Source organism: Clostridium taeniosporum (assembly GCF_001735765.2).
Lineage (GTDB): Bacteria > Bacillota > Clostridia > Clostridiales > Clostridiaceae > Clostridium > Clostridium taeniosporum.
Genome location: NZ_CP017253.2, coordinates 57,088 through 79,989, shown reverse-complemented (window position 1 = coordinate 79,989; position 22,902 = coordinate 57,088). Strand labels below are relative to the sequence as shown.

Sequence of the window (22,902 nt, the reverse complement as noted above, 5' to 3'; positions counted from 1 at the left end):
TTGAGTATTTATTGTTAAAAAGACTTTTCTTATCTATAAAAATAAAGCCTATTATTTAAATATAATAATTATTTTTGAAGGGAGTCTTTTATAGTATGGCAAGTAAATTTTATTTACATAAAGGACGTAGTGGTAAAGCTGAACAGGGTCGTCCTTGGATTTATACTGATGAAATAAATGAATATGATGGTGAATATGAAAATGGTGATATAGTAGAAGTTTACAATCATAAAGGTTATTTCATAGGCAAAGGTTACATAAACGATAGAAGTAAAATAACTATTAGAATAATGACAAGAGACATAAATGAAAACATAGATGACGAATTCTTTAAAAAGAGATTTAAAACAGCTTTTGAATATAGAAGAAATATAATTGATTATTCTTCTTGTAGAGTTATCTTTGGTGAAGCTGATTTTCTACCTGGACTAACTGTTGACAAATTTGAAGATTATTATGTAATTCAAATCTCTACACTTGGCATGGATCAATATAGAGATTTAATAGTTAAGGTTTTAGTTAATGAGTATAATGCTAAAGGTGTGTATGAAAGAAGTGATATAGCAACTAGAGAAATTGAAGGGCTAGAACAAACTAAAGGATTTTTAACTCCAGCCTTTGATACTAATGTTCAAATTATTGAAAATGGAGTTAAATATATAGTGGATTTAGCAAATGGTCAAAAGACTGGTTTCTTCTTAGATCAAAAGGAAAATAGAGCTGCTATTCATAGAATATGTAAAGGTAAAGATGTACTAGATTGCTTTACTCACACTGGTTCTTTTGCTTTAAATGCAGGTATTGCTGGAGCAAAATCAGTTCTTGGAATAGATGTATCACAACACGCTGTAGATTGTGCTAATAGAAATGCTCAATTAAATAATCTTCAAGATACAGTTAAATTTGAATGTCATAATGCATTTGATGTTCTTCCTGCATGGTCAAGAGAAGAAAAGAAATTTGATGTTGTAATTCTTGATCCTCCTGCATTTACAAAGTCTAGAAATACTATTAACTCTGCAAAAAGAGGATATAAAGAAATTAATTTAAGAGGATTAAAACTAGTTGAGCATGGTGGATATTTTATAACTTGTTCTTGTTCACATTATATGAGTGAAGAACTTTTAAAAAAGACTATTTTAGAAGCTTGCCAAGATGCTCATAAACTTATAAGACAAGTAGAATTTAGAACTCAGTCTTGTGACCATCCAATACTTTGGAATTCAGATGAAAGTTATTATCTAAAATTCTTTATATTTCAAGTATTTGATAAAACAAAACTATAAAAAGTGGCTTACGCCACCCTTTATTAGTTGAAAGTGGAGAATTGAAAGTTTGGATTAAAAAGCTAAGCTTTTCTAAAAATATATATTTTAAAATTCTATCGAGAAATTCTTACCTTAATTCTCTACTTTCTCTTTCAATTCTCAACTAAATTTATTTGTACTCTTAGATTTTCATACACTTTTCAAAATTCTATAATTTTACTATCTTCTTTCCATCATAAATTGGCACTACATCTACTATGTTTTTCTTTACGCAATATTCTATATCTTTATCTAAATTTAAAGACCTCATAACTGAATAATGTCTAGCTTCCTTAACATATTCTATAATTCCTGGATTATTTTCATATATAATATTTGCAGTCTTGGCTATATCTGTAAGGTTTATATTACTTTTTTCTTTTAATATAGTATTAATTATATATCCTCCACAAATGTAATCATCCATAGAAAACTCCCCATTAGTTCCTGCATTAACTATAACAATATCCTCATTAAGCTCTAATAATTTTTTAGCTACAGCCTCTGCATTTATCATTGCTGCTATAATAATCTTCTTTCCTGATAGACATTTAGTTAATGCTCTAGTTCCGTTTGTAGTTGTAATTAAAACTGTCTTATCTTTAACTACCTCTTCTGTATATTCTAAAGGTGAATTGCTTAAATCAAACCCTTCAATCTTAACAGCTCTTCTTTCTCCCCCTAATACAACTTCACTTTTTTCATACTTTTTTGCTTCTTCAACAGTTTCTTCTATAGTTAAATATGGTATCACTTTTTTGCATCCATTATTAATTGCTGTTGTTATAACGGAAGTTGCTCTAAACATGTCTATAACAACAACAATCCTATCTTTTACAATATCATTAGTTAAGTAATCCGCTGAGATTACAACATCTATTTTCATTTAAATATCCCCCACATTAAAATTCTTACCTTGATAAATATCATTATCTTCTAATGACTTATCAATAGCATTTAAAACTTCCCATTTTTTCAAACTCCACATAGGCCCTATAAGTAAATCTCTAGGTGCATCACCAGTTAATCTGTGTACTACCATTTCTTTTGGTAATATAGAAATTGCCTTACAAATTAAACTTATATAATCTTCTTGTGATAAGAATTCAAGTTCCCCTTTTTCATATAATTTAACCATTTTAGTATCTTTCATCAAATGTAATAAATGAAGCTTAATTCCTTTTGCTCCAGAATGAGCAATATAATTTATAGTTTTTAACATATCTTCATTACTTTCACCTGGTAAACCTAATATAGAATGTACAACAACATCTATATTTCTCTTTTTAAGCCTATCCATAGCATCATCAAATACATTTAAATCATATCCTCTATTTATCTTCTTTGCTACATCATCATTTATAGTTTGTAATCCAAGTTCAACCCATACATATAATTTCTTACTTAATTCTTCTATTAAATCTAATACATCCTCTTCTAAACAATCAGGTCTAGTTGCTATTGATAATGCTACAACGCCTTCTTGATTTATAGCTTCTTCATACTTTCTCCTTAATTCCTCTACTGGAGCATATGTATTTGTATATGCCTGAAAATAAGCTATATATTTTCCACTTTTCCATTTATTAGCCATCATAGTTTTTACATTATTAAATTGTTCTGTAATAGATAATTTTCTACTTCCAGCGTAATCTCCAGATCCGCTAGAACTACAAAATATACATCCACCTTTGCTTATTTTTCCATCTCTATTAGGACATGAAAAGCCTCCATCTAAAGATATCTTAAATACCTTTTCTCCAAACTTTTCTCTTAAAAAATAATTCAAACTATGATATCTCTTTCCATTCCAAAAATTATCCATTCTTCCTCCTAAACTTTACTCATACACACTTAAATAATACATTTTTAATACATTTTTAATATCAATTACTTTTTTAAAATTGTAGATTTATTTGTATTTACGGAATATATACCTGTTAAGTCATCATCTTCTTCAGTAACTCCTTCTAATAATGTAACTCTTACCATAATTTCTTCTTCATTAACATACATAACTCTTACATTATATTTGTCTGTTGGGAATTTATTTTCTACATTTATAGGTAATTCTTTACCACCTTCTATATTAAATATTTTTAATCCTATCCCTCCATTAGAATTTCTGTAAGAAACAATCACATTATCTTCTGCTGCACTAAAGCCTATTCTCTCCACTTGACAATCATTTAATATTCCAAAATTTTTAACTTTATCAGTTTGTACTTTTTCTATTCCGTTGCTCTTATCTTCATTTTCATTTTTCTCATCATCTTTATTACTTCCTATTGTAGCAACTGAATCATTAGTTTTTATGTATAATACTCCAATATAACTATCTTTTCCATTAGTTGTTGAATAAGCTACTTTATCTCCTAAATAATTTAATCCACAACTCGAAAATTTTTCATTAGGAATATTAACTCTTTCTAATGGATTACCATCTTTATTATATACTTGTTTAGGCATATCTAAAAGTTTTAAAATAAGCTTACTTTCACCAATCCCTGAAGTTTGTAATCTTAACTCATTTTCTATTTCATGTATTTCCGCTTCTTCAGAAGTAGTTAAATTATTTATTTTATAATCATCATTCTCTTTTATGACATCTATATTATATTTATCTAAACTGTTATTTGGAGAATAGTCTTCCCCTCTAAGTACATCAAATATTATAGATACTTTATCACCGCCATCTACTGTCCTATTTATTTTAAACACTTGTATTTTAGAATTTCCTAAATCATTTATTTTCGAGCTAGAAATAAAACTGTCAGTACACATTTTTTTTGCCTCATCAAAATTTTCATTTTGAACTTCCATTAAATATTTTTGAGCAGTTTCAATAGCTTTCTTACTGTTATATAAATCTGTGCTTTCACTATTTGAAATTTTATTTCTACATCCTAAAGACATAAAAATCATCAATGTAGATATTAATATTAAAATTATCTTCTTCAAATTTAAATTCCTCCCTTAATATAACTCTTTATTTATTTTTCCTAAGAAATGTACTGTTATGCAGATAATTTAAGAATAAAAATTAAGTTTACATTATATACTTATTAGTGAAAATATTGTTAAGGAGAATTTGAATTGAAAAAAGATTTTGTTAATATATTTCAAGTTGCAGTAGTATTTATAGGTACAATTGTTGGAGCTGGATTAGCTTCTGGAAAAGAAATTACTGAATTTTTTACTTCCTTTGGGTTAAAAAGTTTCTTTGGAATTTTGGCATGTGGAATATTTTATATTGTGATTGGATATATAATTTCCAAAATAAGTATTAGTTATGAATTAAATTCTTATAGTGATTTAATTAATGTAATAAGCCCTAATTATTTAGGTAAATTTACAGGTTTTATAACTACTTTATACCTTATTTCAAGTGCTTCTATAATTTTAGCTGGAAGTGGAGCTCTTATTAATCAATTTTTTGAAATTCCTAAATTAGTAGGATCTATAATAATGGTTTGTATAGCTATATTTTTTTTATTAAGAGATACCGATGGATTGATTGCAGTAAATTCATTTATAGTTCCATCTCTAATTTGTACAATTACTTTAATAACTATTTTATATTTTTTATTCTCTAGAGATGCCCTTTCATTAGCAAACATGAATCAATTTAAACCTGTAAAAAAAGGACTTGCTGTATCAACTATATTATATGCAGGTTACAACACCCTTTGTTGTACAGGAGTATTAGCTCCTCTTAGTACTAAAATAAAAAAACTAAAACCATGCTTATAGGAATCATTCTTGGTTCTATTGGATTAACCTTACTTTGCTCAGCAATAAATCTTATGTTAACAGTAAATCAACCCTATATCTATAAATTTGAAATTCCATTGCTTCTTGTAGCAAATAGATTTGGTTGTGTAATACAAGCTATATTATTGGTTATTATATGGCTTGAAATGTTTTCTACTGAAGTTTCTGATGTCTATTCAATAAGTAAAACATTAGAACAAGCTTTTAATATTGATTTTAAAAAAGGTATCTTTTTAATTTTAGCCATAGCCCTTCCAATATCTCAAATTGGATTCAGTAATTTAATAACAAAATTATATCCTGCTTTTGGAGTATTAAGTTTAATATTTGTATCTCAAAGTATAATATTTTACTTTAAACATAGAAAGCAAATTAGATAATATTTATGTACTAATAAAGTAATTATTTTAAAACATAATTATTAAATAATATCTCATGATATAATAGACAATATTAGAATTCTATTTATGTTTAAATATCGAGGGGATAATTATGAAGTATTCAAATATGTTAAAAGAATGTACTCTTTGTTATAGAAATTGTAAAGTTAATAGATTAAATAATGAAATAGGCTTTTGTAAGGCCTCTGAAAAAATAAAGGTTGCACGAGCTGCATTGCATATGTGGGAAGAACCTCCTATTTCATCTGGCAAAGGTTCTGGTACTGTATTTTTTTCACACTGTAATTTAAACTGTGTATTTTGTCAAAATCATGATATAAGTCAAGAATTTAAAGGAATAAATATATCAATAGAAAGACTTGCTGAAATATTTTTAGAACTTCAGGAAAAAGGAGCTAACAACATAAATTTAGTAACACCAACTCATTATGTACCTCAAATAATTGAGGCATTAGATATTTCTAAAAACAAGGGCCTAAATATACCTATACTATATAATACAAATACTTATGATTCAATTGAAACAATTAAAGCTTTAGATGGATATATTGATGTATATCTTCCTGATTTTAAGTATTTTAACAATAAATATTCTATTAAATATTCAACGGCTAGTAACTACAGTATAAATGCTATAAAAATTATAGATGAAATGGTAAAACAAACTGGTGAGGTTAAATTTGATTCTAATTCTCATATTACTAAAGGTGTTATTGTTAGGCATTTACTTCTCCCAGGATTACTTTTTGATTCAAAAAAAGTTATAGATTTACTATTCAATAGATATGGAGATAAAATTTATATTAGTCTAATGAATCAGTATACTCCTATGTTCAAAGCCTGTGATTATCCTGAAATAAATAAACCACTAAATCCTAAGCATTATGATAGTTTAATTGATTATGCTGTAAATATAGGTTTAAAAAATGGGTTTATCCAAGAGCAAGGAACCAACACAACAGATTTTGTTCCATCTTTTAATGGTGAAGGAATATAACAAAGTGTTTATACAACACTTGTTTAGTTGAAAGTGGAGAGATAAGAGTTAAAAGTTTTAGTATAAAGTTATAAATATTTTTAAAAATATATTTTTGAAAATTCTAATATAGATTTTTTTCTTAACTCTAAACTTTCCACTCTTAATATTCAACTAATATTTGCTCACAAACCTAGGTTTTATAAACTTTTCAAGCTTAAAAAAATTCTATAATTTACTATGCAAAATAATTAAAACTTGGAATTTCTTTAGTGGCTTGTTCAATAGTTATTGGAGGTACAAATATCTTTTGACTAGAGTCTTCCCCTCTAAGTTCTGCTATTCTTGTAACTCCAACATATACATCAGATATTTTATACCAAGTTGCATAATCAACTACTCCAGTTTTTGGCAAACTGAATATTCCTTGAAATACTTTTACTGCATCAACTGTTTTTTGTCCAAAAACCCCATCTTCAGCCATCTTAGGAATAAGAGGATAATTCTTAGCTATTCTATTTAATTGATTTTGTATTGTTTTAACAGGTTCTCCAACTGATCCAAGTGTTAAATCATAGTCTGGATATGATTTAGGTCTTCCTTGAACCTTTTCAGCTGTTACAAGTTCAATATCACTTCCATAATAATATTTTAATATTTCATATGGAGGTTTTCCTTCAGAACCTAAACTTTGACTTCCCCATTGACTTAACCATTGAGGGCAACTCACTTTTTTACCATCACAATACTGTGTAAAAAGAGGTTGTTTTTTACCTACTCTCCTAACATAAGTAGAAAAGATTTCATCAACTATTGCACTTATACTATCATAGATATTTCGTCCATAATTAAAAGCATGATCATAAGCTGTAGAACTTGTAATATCAAAATTCTTTCCTTTTCCTCTATACCATTCTGTATATATTCTATTTAATGTAAATGAAATTATACAAAATATATTAGCTCTTATTGCATTACTAGACCATGTAGAATATATTTCACAGGATGCAACATTTTTTATATATTCCTTAAAAGGAACTGTGTAATTAGGAGCTGAAGGATCATTAGGACCTCCTTGATGTACTATTACATATTCTGGTACTACTGGTTTTTGTAATACAACTCCTGAAGTTGGTGGTGGTAGTGGTTTTTCCTCTTCTTCAGGAATTTTAGGAGGAAAATTTCCATTAAGAGTATTTGGTTGAATATTGATAACTTCATTTTGTCTCTCTTTAGCTTTTTGTTCAACTAAATTACATCTTTGATACGCCACCTGTTCAGGGAATATTTGACACCCATTTATTACCAATGTTTCAAATCCGTCTCTCTCAACTAAGATATCATAAACACTATAAGGAATTTCATTACTATTTTCATCTAAAGAATATTCAATCGGAGGCGACTCCAACTCTACTTGTTCAGTTAATCCAATTGTATTTGTAACTAATTCTATATTTGATGTATTATTTTTATTTGAAGAATTTTTCTTTATACTTATTTTAGCATTATCTACTGGTATATAATCATCACCATTAAAACATTGAATTTTCAAACTACCTTTGTCAGCCATAACTAACTCCTTAATATTTTTCCTACGAATACTATATGATATAAGAATAGATTTAGTTACTCGTACCTTTTAGTAAATTAATTATTAGGTATTCTAATAAATAAATTTCCTATATAAAATTCATTAGCTTTTTTATATCTTCTATCATAATTTAAGTCCTTATATTTTACATACTTTTTTATATCATTTGAATCGTTATCTAAATCATTTTTATTTATTTTTCTTGACAAACCAGTTGATTTTATACTACTTCTTATTGAAAGTTCACTTAATATAATTTCAATGTTATAAAGAGTATCATAAGCACAAACTACTCCATATCCCCAAAGTGGATTAGGATATTCTATATCAGTTCTTGCTCTATTCGCACCTCTTATTAAATAATATTTCAATCTTTGTCCATATAAATAAGGATCATTCCCTTTTACTATTCCAAATTCCATAATTAACGCACAAATTCCAGATACTTGAGGTGCTGCCATAGAAGTTCCTGTCTTTGAATCATATCCACCATTAGGTACAGGGCCTAAAATTCCAACACCTGGTGCAACAACATCTGGTCTTATTAATAAATCTGGCAACCTAGGACCTCTACCACTGAATGAAGATAATGTATTTGTTAATGAATTATAACTTCCTACTGCTATAACATTTCCTACTGTTGCAGGTATTCCTAATGTATTATAATTAGTAGGTTCTAAAAATTTAGTTTGAGGATTTAAGCCTTCAGATATAGGAAGCCAAATTGAAAATTTCCCCCTATAATCATTAAGAGCAACTATTTCTAATTTCCATACACCTGAAATTAAATAATTTGATCCTATTGAAGATATTATTATTTTAATTTCATTATTTAATTCAAAAGGCTTTGGTCCAGATACATATATATCATATCTGTCACGCCCTATAGCTCCATTAAAATATCCTTCTCTTATCTCTATATTTCTACTAATTTGTCCAGTAGGTGATATTATTTTTAAAGATACATCAGGTAATATTGATTTATATAAATTTATAACTACTGTGTTTTCATCACTAGCAACATTAAATGTTCTAATTTGAACTTCATCTAAATCACTATCAAAATTACCATTTGTATGATGAGATGCATCACCTTCATTTCCTGCTGCTATAACGATAGTTACTCTTTCTAAATTAGATACAGTTGAAATATATTGTTCTAATAAACTACTTCCATTATGTGCTCCATTATTAGTACTTAAACTTAAATTTATTACTAATGGCATATTTAATTCTTTACTTTTATCTACTAAGAATTTTATTCCTTTCATTATTTGAGAACTTAATATCCATGCTCCTCTTGCTGCTTTTACCATAGCTATAGATGCATCTGGCGCTGCCCCCTTATATGTTCTACTAATATTCCCACCTGCGCTTGCAATTCCTGCTACATGGGTTCCATGACCTGTATTGTCTAAAACAGGAACAATTGAAAATGGATTTGGTGATTTTATAGCTCTATTAATTGTTTCTTTATCATAAACTTTTTTTCCTGAACTTAAATCATAGATGTACTCTATTCTTGTTTTACCATCTACATCCATAAATGCTGGATGCATATAATCTATTCCCGAATCAACAAACCCTACTAATATACCATTTCCTGATAAATTATAAGTTGAAACAGCTTTTGGAACACAAGTGGCTCTATTTCCTTCCATATCTGCTTCATATAAACTCTGTGGTAATTCTATATATTGAATACTATCACTTGTAGCTAATTTATTTACACTTTTTAATGGTATAGTCATTATTCCAAAATTAAAGCCTAAATCTTCAAATTCCCCTTCTAGATCTTGTGCTAATTTCTCTAATATTTGTGGAGTATCTCTATACAAAATAGTAAATTCAATTTTTTCTCCTAATTCCCCCTTAAAAAATTTCTTATTAATTCTATCTAATATATCTTGTGGTACATTAGTTAATAAACCAATAGAAGCACCAAGTTTAGATGATATGTTATTAGATTCTATGGTCTCTATTTTAATCAACTCCAAGTATTTTTATATAATAAATTGTATGCTTACTACATTAATTAATTGATTAAAAAATTTATTACATGAAGTTAAAACACCTTAAAATCATCTTAAGCATATTAAAATAAAAGGTTATTACCTAATTAAATCTACTTAATTAGGTAATAACCAATATTTTAAAGCTTTATTTCAATTCTCTCTAATTTTGCTATTATATTTATTTCTTTTATTTCAGTTGTTTCTGTAAATAAACTACCACCATTACTGATTAATAAAACTTTAGAATTTCCAAGACTTCTTATTTGTCTTATTTTTCTTTCACCTTTATGATCAATTAAAAAAATACCATTATTACTAAATTCCTTAACCTTATGTGCAAAGACCAAATCACCTTTTAATATTCTAAATCCAGACATTTCATCATTTTCTATTTCAAGATAAAGTACCTTATCTTGAGGATATCCTTCAACTTTGTTAGAATGAACAATCAATTCCTTTGTGCCTTTTATACTAGTTAGAGAATAATTATAAATAGGTACATTTTTTATAACTGAAGAAAACGCATCAGTCCATACTTCTGATTTTTGTGCCTTAGGTTTAGGTGTCTTTCTCAAAATTTCTTTTTCTTTCATTAATTCTTCGTCAGTAACAACCATATTTATATCATTTAAATCTGTTTTTAAAAACTTAGAAGCTCTTGCTATAAATGATTCATTAGCTACTTTTCTTCCTAATTCAATATCATTTATATACTTTTCTGCTACTCCTAATTTTTTCGCTAATACTTTAGCTGATAATCCATTTTTTTCTCTTGCTTGTTTTATTTTTTCTCCTACACGGCTCACTTTATTCTCTCCCCTTTTGCCCTGCTTTATGCCATTCTCTCTCTTTAATTAAATGTTCTAATAAGTATTTCAGTGACCAATTACAAGAAACTGAAGTTGTTACAGCTAATACCCCATCACTTGTAAATCCTCTTATATATCTTATTGCACCTTTTAATTCGCCTTCTGCAAATTTATTAAATATTATCATTTTTTCATCTGGCATATCTTCAGGTTCTTCTACTTGCTCTAAACCTGATATTAAATCTTTTATCTTAACATTGCCCATGTCCTTGTTAACTTTTATAACTTTTCCATAGCGTTGTTTTATCTTATTGATTTCATTATCCTCTAATCCATATGCTAATATACATTTAATATTAGGAATCATAATATCACCGCCTTCACTTATATATAAAAAAATCTCTAAGCGACTTTGGAGCGTTGATTTTTTAGCCATATACGCTTTTTATCAACAAAAATAACCTATTAGAAAATTATTTTTTAATAAAGTGTTGATATATATTTAAATAAACACTTTTAAATAATTATATATCAACACCTATATTTTAATTAAAAACCTTTTAAATTTTATAAACTATTCTTCAATTATTTCCGGTTCTCCATAAGTTTCACCTTGAGTATCAACAGTCATTTTTTCAATAACTTGATCTTCATATGGTCTATCTTGCATATCTCTTTTTGTTGCAACTATTTCATCAGCAACTTCAATACCTTCTATAACTTTACCAAATGACGCATATTGTCCATCTAAATGTGGAGCATTAGCAACCATTATAAAAAATTGACTTCCTGCTGAATCTGGATGCATAGCTCTTGCCATAGATAATACACCTTTAGCATGTTTTAAATCATTTTTAAATCCATTAGATGTAAATTCACCTTTTATTCCATATCCTGGACCACCCATTCCTGTACCTTCTGGACATCCACCTTGTATCATGAATCCTGGTATTACTCTGTGAAATATTAATCCATCATAAAATCCTCTATTTATTAAATCAATAAAATTCTTAACTGTATTTGGAGCTGTCTCTGGATATAATTCAGCTTTTATTATTCCTCCATTTTTCATATTTATTGTAACAATTGGATTTGCCATAAAAATTCTCCTTTCAAACATTACGGTATTAAATATATTAAATATATCTATATAATATAAATATATATTTTCACTTGTTATAATTTCATAACATATATTATTAACTAAATTATTTGCATAAATTCATTTATATGCTAATTAAGAAATTTCTATTAATCTTTTAGAAAGTTCTATTATATCTTCATTTCCATTTGAGTTTATTATAGTTATGTTACCTTTTTTCTCTTTAGTATTCAATAAATTCTTTTCTTTTAATCTTCTTTTTAACTCTTGTGAAGTTCCAAAACCACCATCTATTATAGGTATATCTTCATTAATTAATTTATGCAAAGTTTCTTTTATAAATGGATAATGAGTACATCCTAAAACAACTACTCCTATATCCTTATTATCATATGGTTTGAATTTTTCTTTTAAATAGTCTTCTAATTCTTTTCCTGTTATTATTCCATTTTCTATTAATTCAACTAATTTAGCACATGGTAATGAAACTATGTCATGATCTTTAGCATATCTTTTCATCAATGCTTTGAATTTTTTTTCTCTTAAGGTCATAGGTGTAGCCATTATTATTATGTTGCCTTTTCTGTTATATTTAACAGCTAATTTTAAAGCTGGTTCTATACCTATTATAGGAATATCTTTATACTTATCTCTAACTAAATCTATTGCAGCACTAGTTGCTGTATTACAAGCTACTACTATAGCTTTAACATTCTTTTTAAGTAAGTATTCAAATGCTTCAACTGTAAGGGTTCTAACTTCATCCACAGTCTTAATTCCATAAGGTGCATTTTTAGAATCACCAAAATATATATAATCTTCATTTGGCATTAAACGAATAGCTTCTCTCATTACACTTAATCCGCCTACCCCTGAATCAAAAAATCCTATAGGCCTATTTTTATTATCCAAAGTGTTCACACTCCAATTTCCCTATATTATCTAATAAACATTTTATTACTTTATTAAGAATAAATCTATACAGAATTATTTTTATCTTTACTTTTATTCTTTGTTTTTCTCAAAATTATACTATAATTATTAAATTTTAAATTTAACTTTAAATATATTGACAGTATAATATTGACAGTATACTATACTTGTAATAGAATTTTTATAATTAATTAATCCGAATATTTTTATATTTTTTTAATTATTTGTTCGACATATGTTGAAATTAAATCTACACTTTGAAAGGATGTGAATAGCTACTTGCAGAATTATCTGTAATGGCTTATATTATGAACAATTTACTTTATATTATCAAAAAAGAAAATCATAACGCTGAGGATCTAAATAAAATATTAATGGAAAATAAACAAATTAAGTTTATTTCATTTGTTGGTATTGATTTATCTGGTAATGATACTGATGAAAAAATACCAGTTAAACTATTCCTTGAAAATATAGATTCTTATTTAAATGGAATTGCTGTTCAAACAGATGGTTCTTCTGTAGTATTGCCCGGTATTGCTACATTAAATAATGCCAAAGTAGATATGGTTACAGATTTAGACAGTAAATGGTTTGTTGATTACAACTTTAATTTTATTGACTCTGAAACAAACAAACCTGTAGGTACATTAAGAATACCTTGCTTCTTATACCACGATAATAAACCTGTTGACTCTAGACATATTTTAAAAGCCTCCGTCTCTACAGTAAAAGAAACCCTTTCTAATTTATTTAAAAACAAACCTGAACTTCTAAATGTATATGAAATTACTCCAAATGATATAGATGATATAATTGTTACTTCTGCTACTGAATTAGAGTTTTGGGTTAAAACACCTAATGAAAATGCCGAAGTAGAAGAACTATCAACTTCTCAAGTATTACATGAGCACTATTGGACTAGAACAAAAGGAGCTGTCAGAACAGCACTTGAAGAAACACTTCTTTTAATGGAACATTACGGATTTGAACCTGAAATGGGTCATAAAGAAGTTGGTGGAGTAAGAGCTAAACTAAATTCATCTGGTAATTTTGATCATGTTATGGAACAAATAGAAATAGATTGGAAATATTCAAATGCCCTTCAAGCTGCTGATAATGAATTATTTGTAAGAATATTAGCTCAAGAAACTTTCAGAAGAAATGGTCTAGAAGTAACATTTATGGCTAAACCAATAGAAGAAGTAGCTGGATCTGGAATGCATACTCATTTAAGTATTAGTTTAAAATTAAAGAACGGAAAAATAATTAACATATTTAATGGCCCTAAAAATCACTTCTTAAGCGTAATAGGATATGGTGCTATAATGGGAATTCTTAAAAATTATGAAGTTGTAAATCCATTTGTTTCTTCAACAAATAATTCACTTAAAAGATTAAAACCTGGATTTGAAGCACCAGTATGCATAGTAACTTCTCTTGGTAAGAGTCCTGAAAATCCATCAAGAAATAGATCTATATTAGTTGGGTTAATTAGAGATTTAGATTCTCCTTTAGCTACTAGATTTGAACTTAGATCTCCAAATCCACATACAAACACTTATATTGCAATGGCTGTTTCTTTCATGTCAATGTTAGATGGTATTTTATATGCTTCAAATAAAACAGAAGATGAATTACTTGCTGAATTATCAAAGAAACCTGGTGAAGATGCAGAATATCTTGAAAAAGAAAGAGCTTATAGAAGTGAAGAAGATGTATTTGAAGATTTTTCAGAAGAAGAAAGAAATAAATTCTTCGGAAAAGCTCCTACAACTATTTATGAGAATTTATCACAATTAGATGAATATCCTAAAAAAGTTGAAATATTGAAGAAAAATGATGTAATGACAACAGAAATAATAACTAGTTTCAAATTAGCTACATTACAAAGATGGACTACTGAAATTGTTCATAGAATTATTAATAATTATATTGATGAAATAAGATCATTTTCTCCTCTTCATTCTTTAGATAAAGCTTTAGATTTAGATATATCTAATTGGATGAAAATAAATAACTTAAGATTATACATAATGAAGGATACTTATACAACTGAAAGTTTATTTACAAAAATAAAAAAAGCCTTTTCAAATAAAGACTATGCAAAAGCATCAGAATTGTATATAGAACTTGAAGATAAAATGAAACTTCTTAGAGATCTATACTCTTCTTACAAGAAGAATCTTTTAGATATATAACTTAGTAATAATATTATAAATTAAATTTAAATATTAATTCTAAAAACAAATTTTTTGAGAAAAAAATGGGATAAATATATAGATTATATCCCATTTTCTTCTTAATTTTTTGTCTAAATATTCTATATATGATATAATGAAGTGTAATTGTTTAACAAAATATTTTTTATTTATTATAATATAATTCGTATATTTATTTAAATTTATGAAAATAATGTTGTATTATGATATTAATTATGAGGTGCTGATAATGCGTTTAATACCAATTGAATGTGTAAAAAAAGACACTGTATTAGGTAAAACTATATATGATTCTGAAGGTAGAATTTTGTTGAAAAAAGGAGTGAAATTAACACAACTTTTAATACAAAAAATTAAAGAGTTAAATATACTTTCAATATATATAATTGATGAATATAGTGATTACGAAATAGAAGATATAATAAAACCAGAACTACGACAAAAAGCTGTTAAAATACTTAAAGAGACCTTTAATGATATTCAGAGAGTTTCTTCCTTTCATAACTTTGAAAAATGTTCTTTAATCAATTATTCAAAACATGAACTAAAATATTTTGAAAACATAAGTAATATATCTGAAGAATTATTAGACAATATATTATCTAATAAAAATTTATTAATATCGTTAGTAGATATAAAAAATATGGATAATTATACTTATCAGCATTCAGTAAATGTAGCTGTATTATCTTTAGTTTTAGGAATAAGCTTAAAACTTCCTAAGAGAAAACTAGTTCAATTGTGTAGTGGTGCATTACTTCATGATATTGGTAAAACATTTATAGATAAAGATATTTTATTGAAACCTAGTAAATTAAATTTAGAAGAATTTAATATTATTAAAACTCATCCTGAAAAAGGATATAATTTTTTGAAAAATTCATATGATATTAATACTAATAGTAAATTAATAATATTACAGCATCATGAAAGAGTTGATGGTTTCGGATATCCTTATGGTTTAAATGGAAATAAGATTAATTATATGGCTAAAATAGTAAGTATTGCAGATGTTTATGATGCTTTAACTTCAGATAGACCATATAAAAGAGCAATGTGTCCTAGTGATGCATTAGAGTACATAATGTCTAATTCAGGAACCTTCTTTGATTACGAAATGGCTAAAGTCTTTACTAGAGTTATAATACCATTCCCTAGTGGAACTATAGTATGCTTAAGTAATGGAGATGTAGGAATAGTTGAAGAAACTTTTCCAAACTATCCTCTTAGACCACAAGTTAAAATATTAAAAAGTGATAATGAACAAATTATAGGTTCTAGTGTTAATTTATTAAATGAATTATCATTAGTAATTTCAGGTATACAATATGAAGCATAAAAAATGTTACAATATTGTTATTGTAACATTTTTTTATTTATATATTTATTTATATATTATCTAGTTATATCAAATACATCTAAGCTGTTATTCTTATCAAATTCATCTAATTCCACATCTGCAATAGCTCTTAGTGTATCTAATGCAGTAATAACTCCTAAATTCCTTTCAACTGCTGCTCTTCTAATAAGGAATCCATCTCTTTTAGAATCATTTCCTTTAGTTGGAGTATTAACAACTAAATCAACTTCTTTATTTTTAACTATATCCAAAATATTTGGATTTTCCTCATTTACTTTACGAATTTCTTCTGCATCTATTCCTTCGCTTCTTAGTAAATTACAAGTTCCTGTTGTTGCTATAAACTTATATCCTATTTTAGCTAGTTCTTTAGCTATTGGTAAAAATTCAGCTTTATTATGTTTATTAATTGTTGCTAATATTTTTCCTTTTTCTTTTGATGGATACATATTAGCTGCTACGAATCCTTTATATAAAGCTTCTTTTAAACTTCTACCTACACCTAAAACTTCTCCAGTTGATCTCATTTCAGGTCCTAAGCATACTTCTACATTAGGTAATTTTTGAGTTGAGAATACTGGAACTTTAACTGAAACAAGTTCAGGTTCTTTATATATATCTACTCCATATCCTAAATCATTTAATTTACCTCCAAGCATAACTTGTGTTGCTATATCAACTATTGGAACTCCACTTACCTTACTTATATAAGGTACAGTTCTTGATGCTCTTGGATTAACTTCAATTACATATAAATTTCCTTCAAACTCTATGAATTGAATATTTATCATTCCTTTTATTCCTATTGCTAAAGCCAACTTCTTAGTATATTCTAATACTTTCCCCTTAATTTCATCACATATATTCTGACTTGGATACATAGTTATACTATCTCCAGAATGGACCCCCGCTCTTTCCAAATGTTCCATTATTCCTGGTATAAGAACATTTTCTCCATCTGATATAGCATCTACTTCAATTTCTCTTCCCATTAAATATTTATCTATAAGTATTGGATTCTTTTTATCCTTTGCAAAAGCATTTTTTAAATAGAATGTTAATTCCTCTTCATCATGAGTTATTTCCATTCCTTGACCTCCAATTACATAAGATGGTCTAACAAGTACAGGAAATCCTAATCTTTCTGCTTCTTCTAATCCTTCTTCTAATGACCATATTCCTTTTCCTTTAGGTCTTGATATTTCTAATTTTTCTAATAACTCATCAAACTTTTCTCTATCTTCAGCCATGTCTATTTGATCAGCTGTAGTTCCTAAAGTTATAATATTTTTTTCCTTTAAGAAATTAGCAAGTTTAATTGCTGTTTGACCTCCAAATTGAAGAATTACTCCATCTGGATTTTCCTTTTCAATTATATTTAACACATCTTCTTCCGTTAATGGTTCAAAGTATAATTTATCTGATATATCAAAATCAGTACTTACTGTTTCAGGATTATTATTTACTATTATTGTTTCTATATCAAGCTTCTTTAATGCCTTTACACAATGTACTGATGCATAATCAAATTCAATTCCTTGACCTATTCTAATAGGACCTGATCCTACTACTATTACTTTTTTTCTATTTGATATTTCAACTTCATCATATTGTTCATAAGTTGAATAATAGTAAGGTGATAATGCTTCAAATTCTCCTCCACAAGTATCAACCATTTTATAAGATGGCTTTATTCCCCATATACCTCTTAATCTATATATATCATCTGGATTAACTTTTAGCATATCTGCTATAGCCTTGTCTGAAAATCCTTTTTTCTTTAAATCTTGTAACCATTCTTTATCTAAATCTTCTATTTTACTTAACTTTAATCTTTGTTCTTCTTCAACTATCCATTTAATTTTTTCTAAGAAGAATTTGTCTATGCCTGTAATTTTGTTTATTCTTTCAATCATATAATCACGTCTTAACATTTCTGCTAGAGCAAAGATTCTCTCATCATCTGGTTTCATTACTAATTCTTTAAGTTTAGACATACTATATTCTTTAAACTTTTTATGATCTAAAGAATATTTACCTATTTCTAGGCTTCTTATTCCTTTTAAAAATGCTTGCTCAAAATTAGAACCAATAGCCATTATTTCTCCCGTTGCCATCATTTTAGTTCCAAGCTGTCTATCAGCACCAAAGAATTTATCAAAAGGCCATTTTGGTATTTTCACTACTACATAATCAAGTGTTGGTTCAAAGCATGCATATGTTTTTTGAGTTACAGCATTTTTTATTTCATCTAATCCATATCCAAGGGCAATTTTAGCTGCAAGCTTTGCAATAGGATATCCTGTTGCTTTTGATGCTAAGGCTGAACTTCTTGAAACTCTAGGATTGATTTCTATTACTGCATATTCAAAAGTATTTGGATTTAATGAAAATTGAACATTACATCCACCCTCTATTCCTACAGCATTTATTATATTTATAGATGCTGTTCTAAGCATTTGATACTCTTTATCTGAAAGTGTTTGTGATGGTGCAACAACTATACTATCACCTGTATGTATTCCCACAGGATCTATATTTTCCATATTACATACTGTTATGCAATTTCCATATGAATCTCTCATAACTTCATATTCTATTTCTTTCCAACCTTTAACACTCTTTTCAAGTAAAACCTGACCTATTGTACTTAATTGAAGCCCTGATTCTAATATAGTTTTTAACTCTTCTTCATCATCTGCAATACCACCGCCAGATCCACCTAATGTATAAGCTGGTCTTACTATAACTGGATATCCAATCTTATTAGCAAAATCTATACCTGCTTGTAAATCAGTAACAATTTCACTCTTTATAACTGGCTCTTCTATTCTATTCATCATATCTCTGAATAGCTCTCTATCTTCACCTTCTTTAATTGATTCGATAGATGTTCCTATTACTTTTACATTATATTTTTCTAAAATACCTGCATCATGTAATTCTACAGCAAGGTTAAGTCCTGTTTGACCTCCCATTCCTGCAAGTAAGCTATCTGGTCTTTCTTTAGCAATAACTTTTTCTACAAATTCTAATGTTAACGGTTCTAAATATACTTTATCTGCAACTTCTTTATCAGTCATTATTGTTGCTGGATTAGAATTAATTAAAACAACTTCTATTCCCTCTGATTTTAATGCCTCACATGCTTGAGTTCCTGAATAATCAAACTCTGCCGCTTGACCTATAACTATTGGACCTGATCCTATAACTAAAACTTTTTTTATATCTTTATTTAATGGCATTTATCTTAACCTCCTATAATGCATATTTCAAGAATTTATCAAATATATATTCACTATCCTTAGGACCTGCTGATGCCTCTGGATGAAATTGAACTGAATATATTGGTAAAGTCTTATGCTTTAATCCTTCTACAGTTCCATCATTTATATTTACATGAGTTACTTCAACATCTTCTGGTAATGTTTCTACTACATAACCATGATTTTGAGAAGTTATATGAACTATATTTTCTTCTAAATCCTTAACTGGATGATTACATCCTCTGTGTCCAAACTTTAATTTTGTAGTTTTTCCACCTAAAGTTAATGCTAATAATTGGTGTCCTAGACAAATACCTACTATAGGTTTTTTACCTACTATTTTTTTAATATTTTTTATAACAAAATCTAAGTCTTCAGGATCTCCTGGTCCATTAGATAAAAATACTAAATCCGGATTAACATTTAAAATTTCTTCTGCACTTGCTGTTGCAGGAAATACTGTTAATTTACATCCTCTTTTCTTAAAGTTAGTTATTATATTTTGTTTTATTCCAAAATCCATTATTGCTACATGTTTTCCATTATCATTATTGTTAATCACATATTTTTCTTTAGTCGTAACAATCTTTACTGCTTCTTTGTTAGTAAAACTATTTATCTTTTCTTTTATAGTTTTTTCATCTAATTCTTCTAGAGCAATAATTCCTCTCATAGTTCCACTGTTTCTTAAAACCTTAGTTAAAGCTCTTGTATCTATACCTTCTAATCCAATAACCTTGCCTTGTTTTAAGAAATCTTCTAATTCTAATTCACATCTAAAATTACTTGGTAAATTACATTTTTCTCTGACAATAAACCCTCTAACTTTTATTGAGTCTGATTCCATGTCTTCAAGATTTATCCCATAATTTCCTATTAACGGATAAGTCATAGTCACCATTTGACCGTAATAAGACGGATCTGTAAGTACTTCTTGATATCCTGTCATTCCAGTAGTGAATACTACTTCTCCAATACTCTCTTTTAAATAACCAAACGCTTTACCTTCAAAAACCATACCATTTTCTAATATAAGCTTTGCTTTCATACTTAGTCCTCCTTAATCTATGTTAAGTTTATATTTTTATATAAAATAAAAGGATACTAAAGAGACAACCATAAAAAGAGGTCTCTTTACTATCCGTGCATATTTATTAAGTATACTAAGTGCCTTCAATAAAGCTACATTATTTTTTTCTAACTTATAATATATCATAGAAATAGACTCCTTTCTGGCCTCACTGGACCAATTTAAAGTGTATCTTTAGATAGATCTTTATTTTATTTATCTTTTTTACTATTGTAGTTTATCATACAATTACTGTCAAGCACGAATATATTTATTTTTATCTAAACCATATTAATTATTCATGCTATCTGTAACTGTTTTTGAAAAAAACTTAAATTAATTATAAGATTTGATAAATATTAATATTTTTATTTACCTTACTATATTTTTATTAACCCATTTAACAACATAATCTATAGCATGTTCGTCATTACTTGGTGCTATAAATTTAGATGTATTAATCAATCTTTGCGCTCCAGTCTTAATACAAAATCCATAATCAGCTAATTTAATCATTTCAATATCATTCATATTGTCACCAATAGTTATAAGATTGTATGATTTTATATTATAAGTATGAATTAATTTTTCTATGGCCTTGCCTTTAGACGTATCATTAGATACTATCTCTAAATATCTAGCACCACTTCTTATTATATTTCCTTCTCCATAGTTTCTTATAAAATTTTCTTCAAGTACATCTATTTCATTTTCTTCTCCTACAATAAGAACCTTTGTCCACTTTTTATTCCACACATCTTCTGGCAAATTATAAATAACCTCATACCCAAGTTTTGAAAATCTATTTGTATATTTGCATGAAGAATAAATATATACCTTTTCCTCTGAATAAACCTCTATGCCCAATGAAGGTTTATCCTTCTTTACTAAAGTAATTATATTTTTTCTTTCATCTTCTATAAACTTTTCATAAATAACTCTATTATTTTTATAATCATAAATTTTGGCTCCATTATACAATATTACTGGTAATGTAACATTTATATCACTTAAAAATCTACCAACTGATTCAACTGTTCTTCCTGTAGCTAAAGTAAAATTCCCGCCCTTGCTTATAAAATAATCTATAGCTTCTTTATTCTCTTTAGATAACTTTCCATTACTATCTAACAATGTTCCATCCATATCTGAAACCAACAAATATCCATAAAAAAACTTCTCCATAATTTTCTCCCCCTAGTTACTTATGACATATTCAAATAAATAAATTAGCATACTAATTAGTTATTTATTTGAATGTGCCTTAGTCTACTTTATGTATACATATATCAACATTCTAAGTGTTATTTTTTAATATTATCTTTCTACTTATTGATCTTGGAATTAATTTTGTTCCCCATACTAATAATTTATTTTTATATCCTGGTATTATAATAGCTTTTCCTTTTAAAAATTCTTCATATGCTATTCTAGCTACTTTATCTGCATCCATTAAATACTTTTTAGCTTTTTCAGATTTCTTTATTCCAGCCTTATTTTGAAAAGACGTTTTTACAGGTCCAGGGCATAAACAACTTACTTTTATACCTAAATTTTTTACTTCTTCATATAAAGCTTCAGTCAATGTTAATACATATGCTTTACTAGCGTAATACATTGCCATCTTTGGTCCTCCAACAAATGCTGCTGTTGAAGCTATATTCATTATTCCACCGTCTTTTTTATCTATCATTTGTCTTATAAAATATTTTGTTAAATTTGTTAAAGCAACTATATTTATATTTATTAAATTTTCTTCAAATCCTACTTTATCCTCATGAAAAAAACCAAAAGATCCAATTCCAGCATTATTTATTAAATAATCCACAGAAATATTTTTTTTATCCACAAATTTAAATATTTTATTACAAGAACTGTGGATAGATAAATCTATAGATAAAATATAAACATCAACCTTATAATTATTTTCTATTTGATTTTTAACTTGTAATAATTTTTCTTCATTTCTTGCTACTATAATCAAATTGCAATTATCTTTAGCAAATAATTTAGCTAGTTCTAATCCTATTCCTTCTGTTCCACCAGTAATTAATGCATACTTTCTCAAATTCTTAAC

Annotated in this window: 17 protein-coding genes and 1 pseudogene; 5 read left to right on the top strand and 13 right to left on the bottom strand. The window is 27.3% G+C overall.

Going from position 1 to position 22,902, the window contains the following annotated elements:
* The first annotated feature begins 95 nt into the window (after window positions 1–95).
* Complete coding sequence (locus BGI42_RS00335; protein WP_069678440.1) at window positions 96–1,286, top strand: class I SAM-dependent rRNA methyltransferase; 1,191 nt, start codon at window positions 96–98, stop codon at window positions 1,284–1,286.
* Window positions 1,287–1,476: 190 nt separating this feature from the next.
* Here BGI42_RS00335 and BGI42_RS00330 read toward each other — a convergent pair whose 3' ends face one another.
* From BGI42_RS00330 to BGI42_RS00320, 3 genes are all read right to left on the bottom strand, one after another.
* Window positions 1,477–2,193: a 2-phosphosulfolactate phosphatase family protein gene (locus BGI42_RS00330; protein WP_069678439.1), complete on the bottom strand. Its 717-nt coding sequence runs from the start codon at window positions 2,191–2,193 to the stop codon at window positions 1,477–1,479.
* Window positions 2,194–3,132 (bottom strand): tRNA modification radical SAM protein MnmL/YtqA, encoded by a 939-nt coding sequence (gene mnmL, locus BGI42_RS00325; protein WP_069678438.1) that lies wholly within the window; start codon window positions 3,130–3,132, stop codon window positions 2,194–2,196.
* 65 nt (window positions 3,133–3,197) lie between these two features.
* Window positions 3,198–4,268, bottom strand: a complete 1,071-nt coding sequence (locus BGI42_RS00320) for a hypothetical protein (RefSeq protein ID WP_069678437.1) — start codon at window positions 4,266–4,268, stop codon at window positions 3,198–3,200.
* A 135-nt stretch (window positions 4,269–4,403) separates the two neighbouring features.
* Here BGI42_RS00320 and BGI42_RS00315 point away from each other — a divergent pair.
* Window positions 4,404–5,461 (top strand): annotated as a pseudogene (locus tag BGI42_RS00315) (YkvI family membrane protein).
* 112 nt (window positions 5,462–5,573) lie between these two features.
* A complete protein-coding gene (locus BGI42_RS00310; protein ID WP_069678436.1) occupies window positions 5,574–6,479 on the top strand; it encodes a radical SAM protein in 906 nt (301 codons plus the stop codon).
* 217 nt (window positions 6,480–6,696) lie between these two features.
* On the opposite strand, the gene BGI42_RS16560 is transcribed toward BGI42_RS00310, so the two are convergent.
* From BGI42_RS16560 to murI, 6 genes are all read right to left on the bottom strand, one after another.
* Window positions 6,697–8,028 (bottom strand): peptidoglycan-binding domain-containing protein, encoded by a 1,332-nt coding sequence (locus BGI42_RS16560; protein ID WP_069678435.1) that lies wholly within the window; start codon window positions 8,026–8,028, stop codon window positions 6,697–6,699.
* Window positions 8,029–8,105: 77 nt separating this feature from the next.
* Window positions 8,106–10,040 carry a S8 family peptidase gene (locus BGI42_RS16555; protein ID WP_084023817.1) on the bottom strand — a complete coding sequence of 645 codons (1,935 nt, stop codon included), beginning with the start codon at window positions 10,038–10,040 and terminating at the stop codon, window positions 8,106–8,108.
* Window positions 10,041–10,201: 161 nt separating this feature from the next.
* Entirely contained in the window at window positions 10,202–10,870 is a 669-nt protein-coding gene (locus BGI42_RS00295) for a helix-turn-helix domain-containing protein (RefSeq protein ID WP_069678434.1), read from the bottom strand.
* Window position 10,871: 1 nt separating this feature from the next.
* A complete protein-coding gene (locus BGI42_RS00290) occupies window positions 10,872–11,240 on the bottom strand; it encodes a DUF3783 domain-containing protein (protein ID WP_069678433.1) in 369 nt (122 codons plus the stop codon).
* 207 nt (window positions 11,241–11,447) lie between these two features.
* Window positions 11,448–11,972: a peptidylprolyl isomerase gene (locus tag BGI42_RS00285; protein ID WP_069678432.1), complete on the bottom strand. Its 525-nt coding sequence runs from the start codon at window positions 11,970–11,972 to the stop codon at window positions 11,448–11,450.
* Window positions 11,973–12,110: 138 nt separating this feature from the next.
* Window positions 12,111–12,887: a glutamate racemase gene (murI, locus tag BGI42_RS00280; protein WP_069678431.1), complete on the bottom strand. Its 777-nt coding sequence runs from the start codon at window positions 12,885–12,887 to the stop codon at window positions 12,111–12,113.
* Window positions 12,888–13,216: 329 nt separating this feature from the next.
* Here murI and BGI42_RS00275 point away from each other — a divergent pair, with 329 nt between their 5' ends.
* Together BGI42_RS00275 and BGI42_RS00270 are read left to right on the top strand one after the other, a co-directional pair.
* Window positions 13,217–15,109 (top strand): glutamine synthetase, encoded by a 1,893-nt coding sequence (locus BGI42_RS00275; RefSeq protein WP_069681007.1) that lies wholly within the window; start codon window positions 13,217–13,219, stop codon window positions 15,107–15,109.
* Window positions 15,110–15,359: 250 nt separating this feature from the next.
* Window positions 15,360–16,469, top strand: coding sequence for an HD-GYP domain-containing protein (locus BGI42_RS00270; RefSeq protein WP_069678430.1), 1,110 nt, complete (start codon window positions 15,360–15,362; stop codon window positions 16,467–16,469).
* 56 nt (window positions 16,470–16,525) lie between these two features.
* Here the strand turns inward: BGI42_RS00270 and carB are convergent, their stop codons facing one another.
* The 4 genes from carB to BGI42_RS00250 form a co-directional block, all read right to left on the bottom strand.
* Window positions 16,526–19,735: a carbamoyl-phosphate synthase large subunit gene (gene carB / locus BGI42_RS00265; RefSeq protein WP_069678429.1), complete on the bottom strand. Its 3,210-nt coding sequence runs from the start codon at window positions 19,733–19,735 to the stop codon at window positions 16,526–16,528.
* Window positions 19,736–19,748: 13 nt separating this feature from the next.
* Window positions 19,749–20,804, bottom strand: a complete 1,056-nt coding sequence (gene carA, locus BGI42_RS00260; RefSeq protein WP_069678428.1) for a glutamine-hydrolyzing carbamoyl-phosphate synthase small subunit — start codon at window positions 20,802–20,804, stop codon at window positions 19,749–19,751.
* A gap of 393 nt (window positions 20,805–21,197) precedes the next feature.
* Complete coding sequence (locus BGI42_RS00255) at window positions 21,198–22,010, bottom strand: Cof-type HAD-IIB family hydrolase (protein ID WP_069678427.1); 813 nt, start codon at window positions 22,008–22,010, stop codon at window positions 21,198–21,200.
* Between the two features lie 112 nt (window positions 22,011–22,122).
* Window positions 22,123–22,893, bottom strand: coding sequence for an SDR family NAD(P)-dependent oxidoreductase (locus BGI42_RS00250; protein WP_069678426.1), 771 nt, complete (start codon window positions 22,891–22,893; stop codon window positions 22,123–22,125).
* Between the last annotated feature and the right edge of the window lie 9 nt (window positions 22,894–22,902).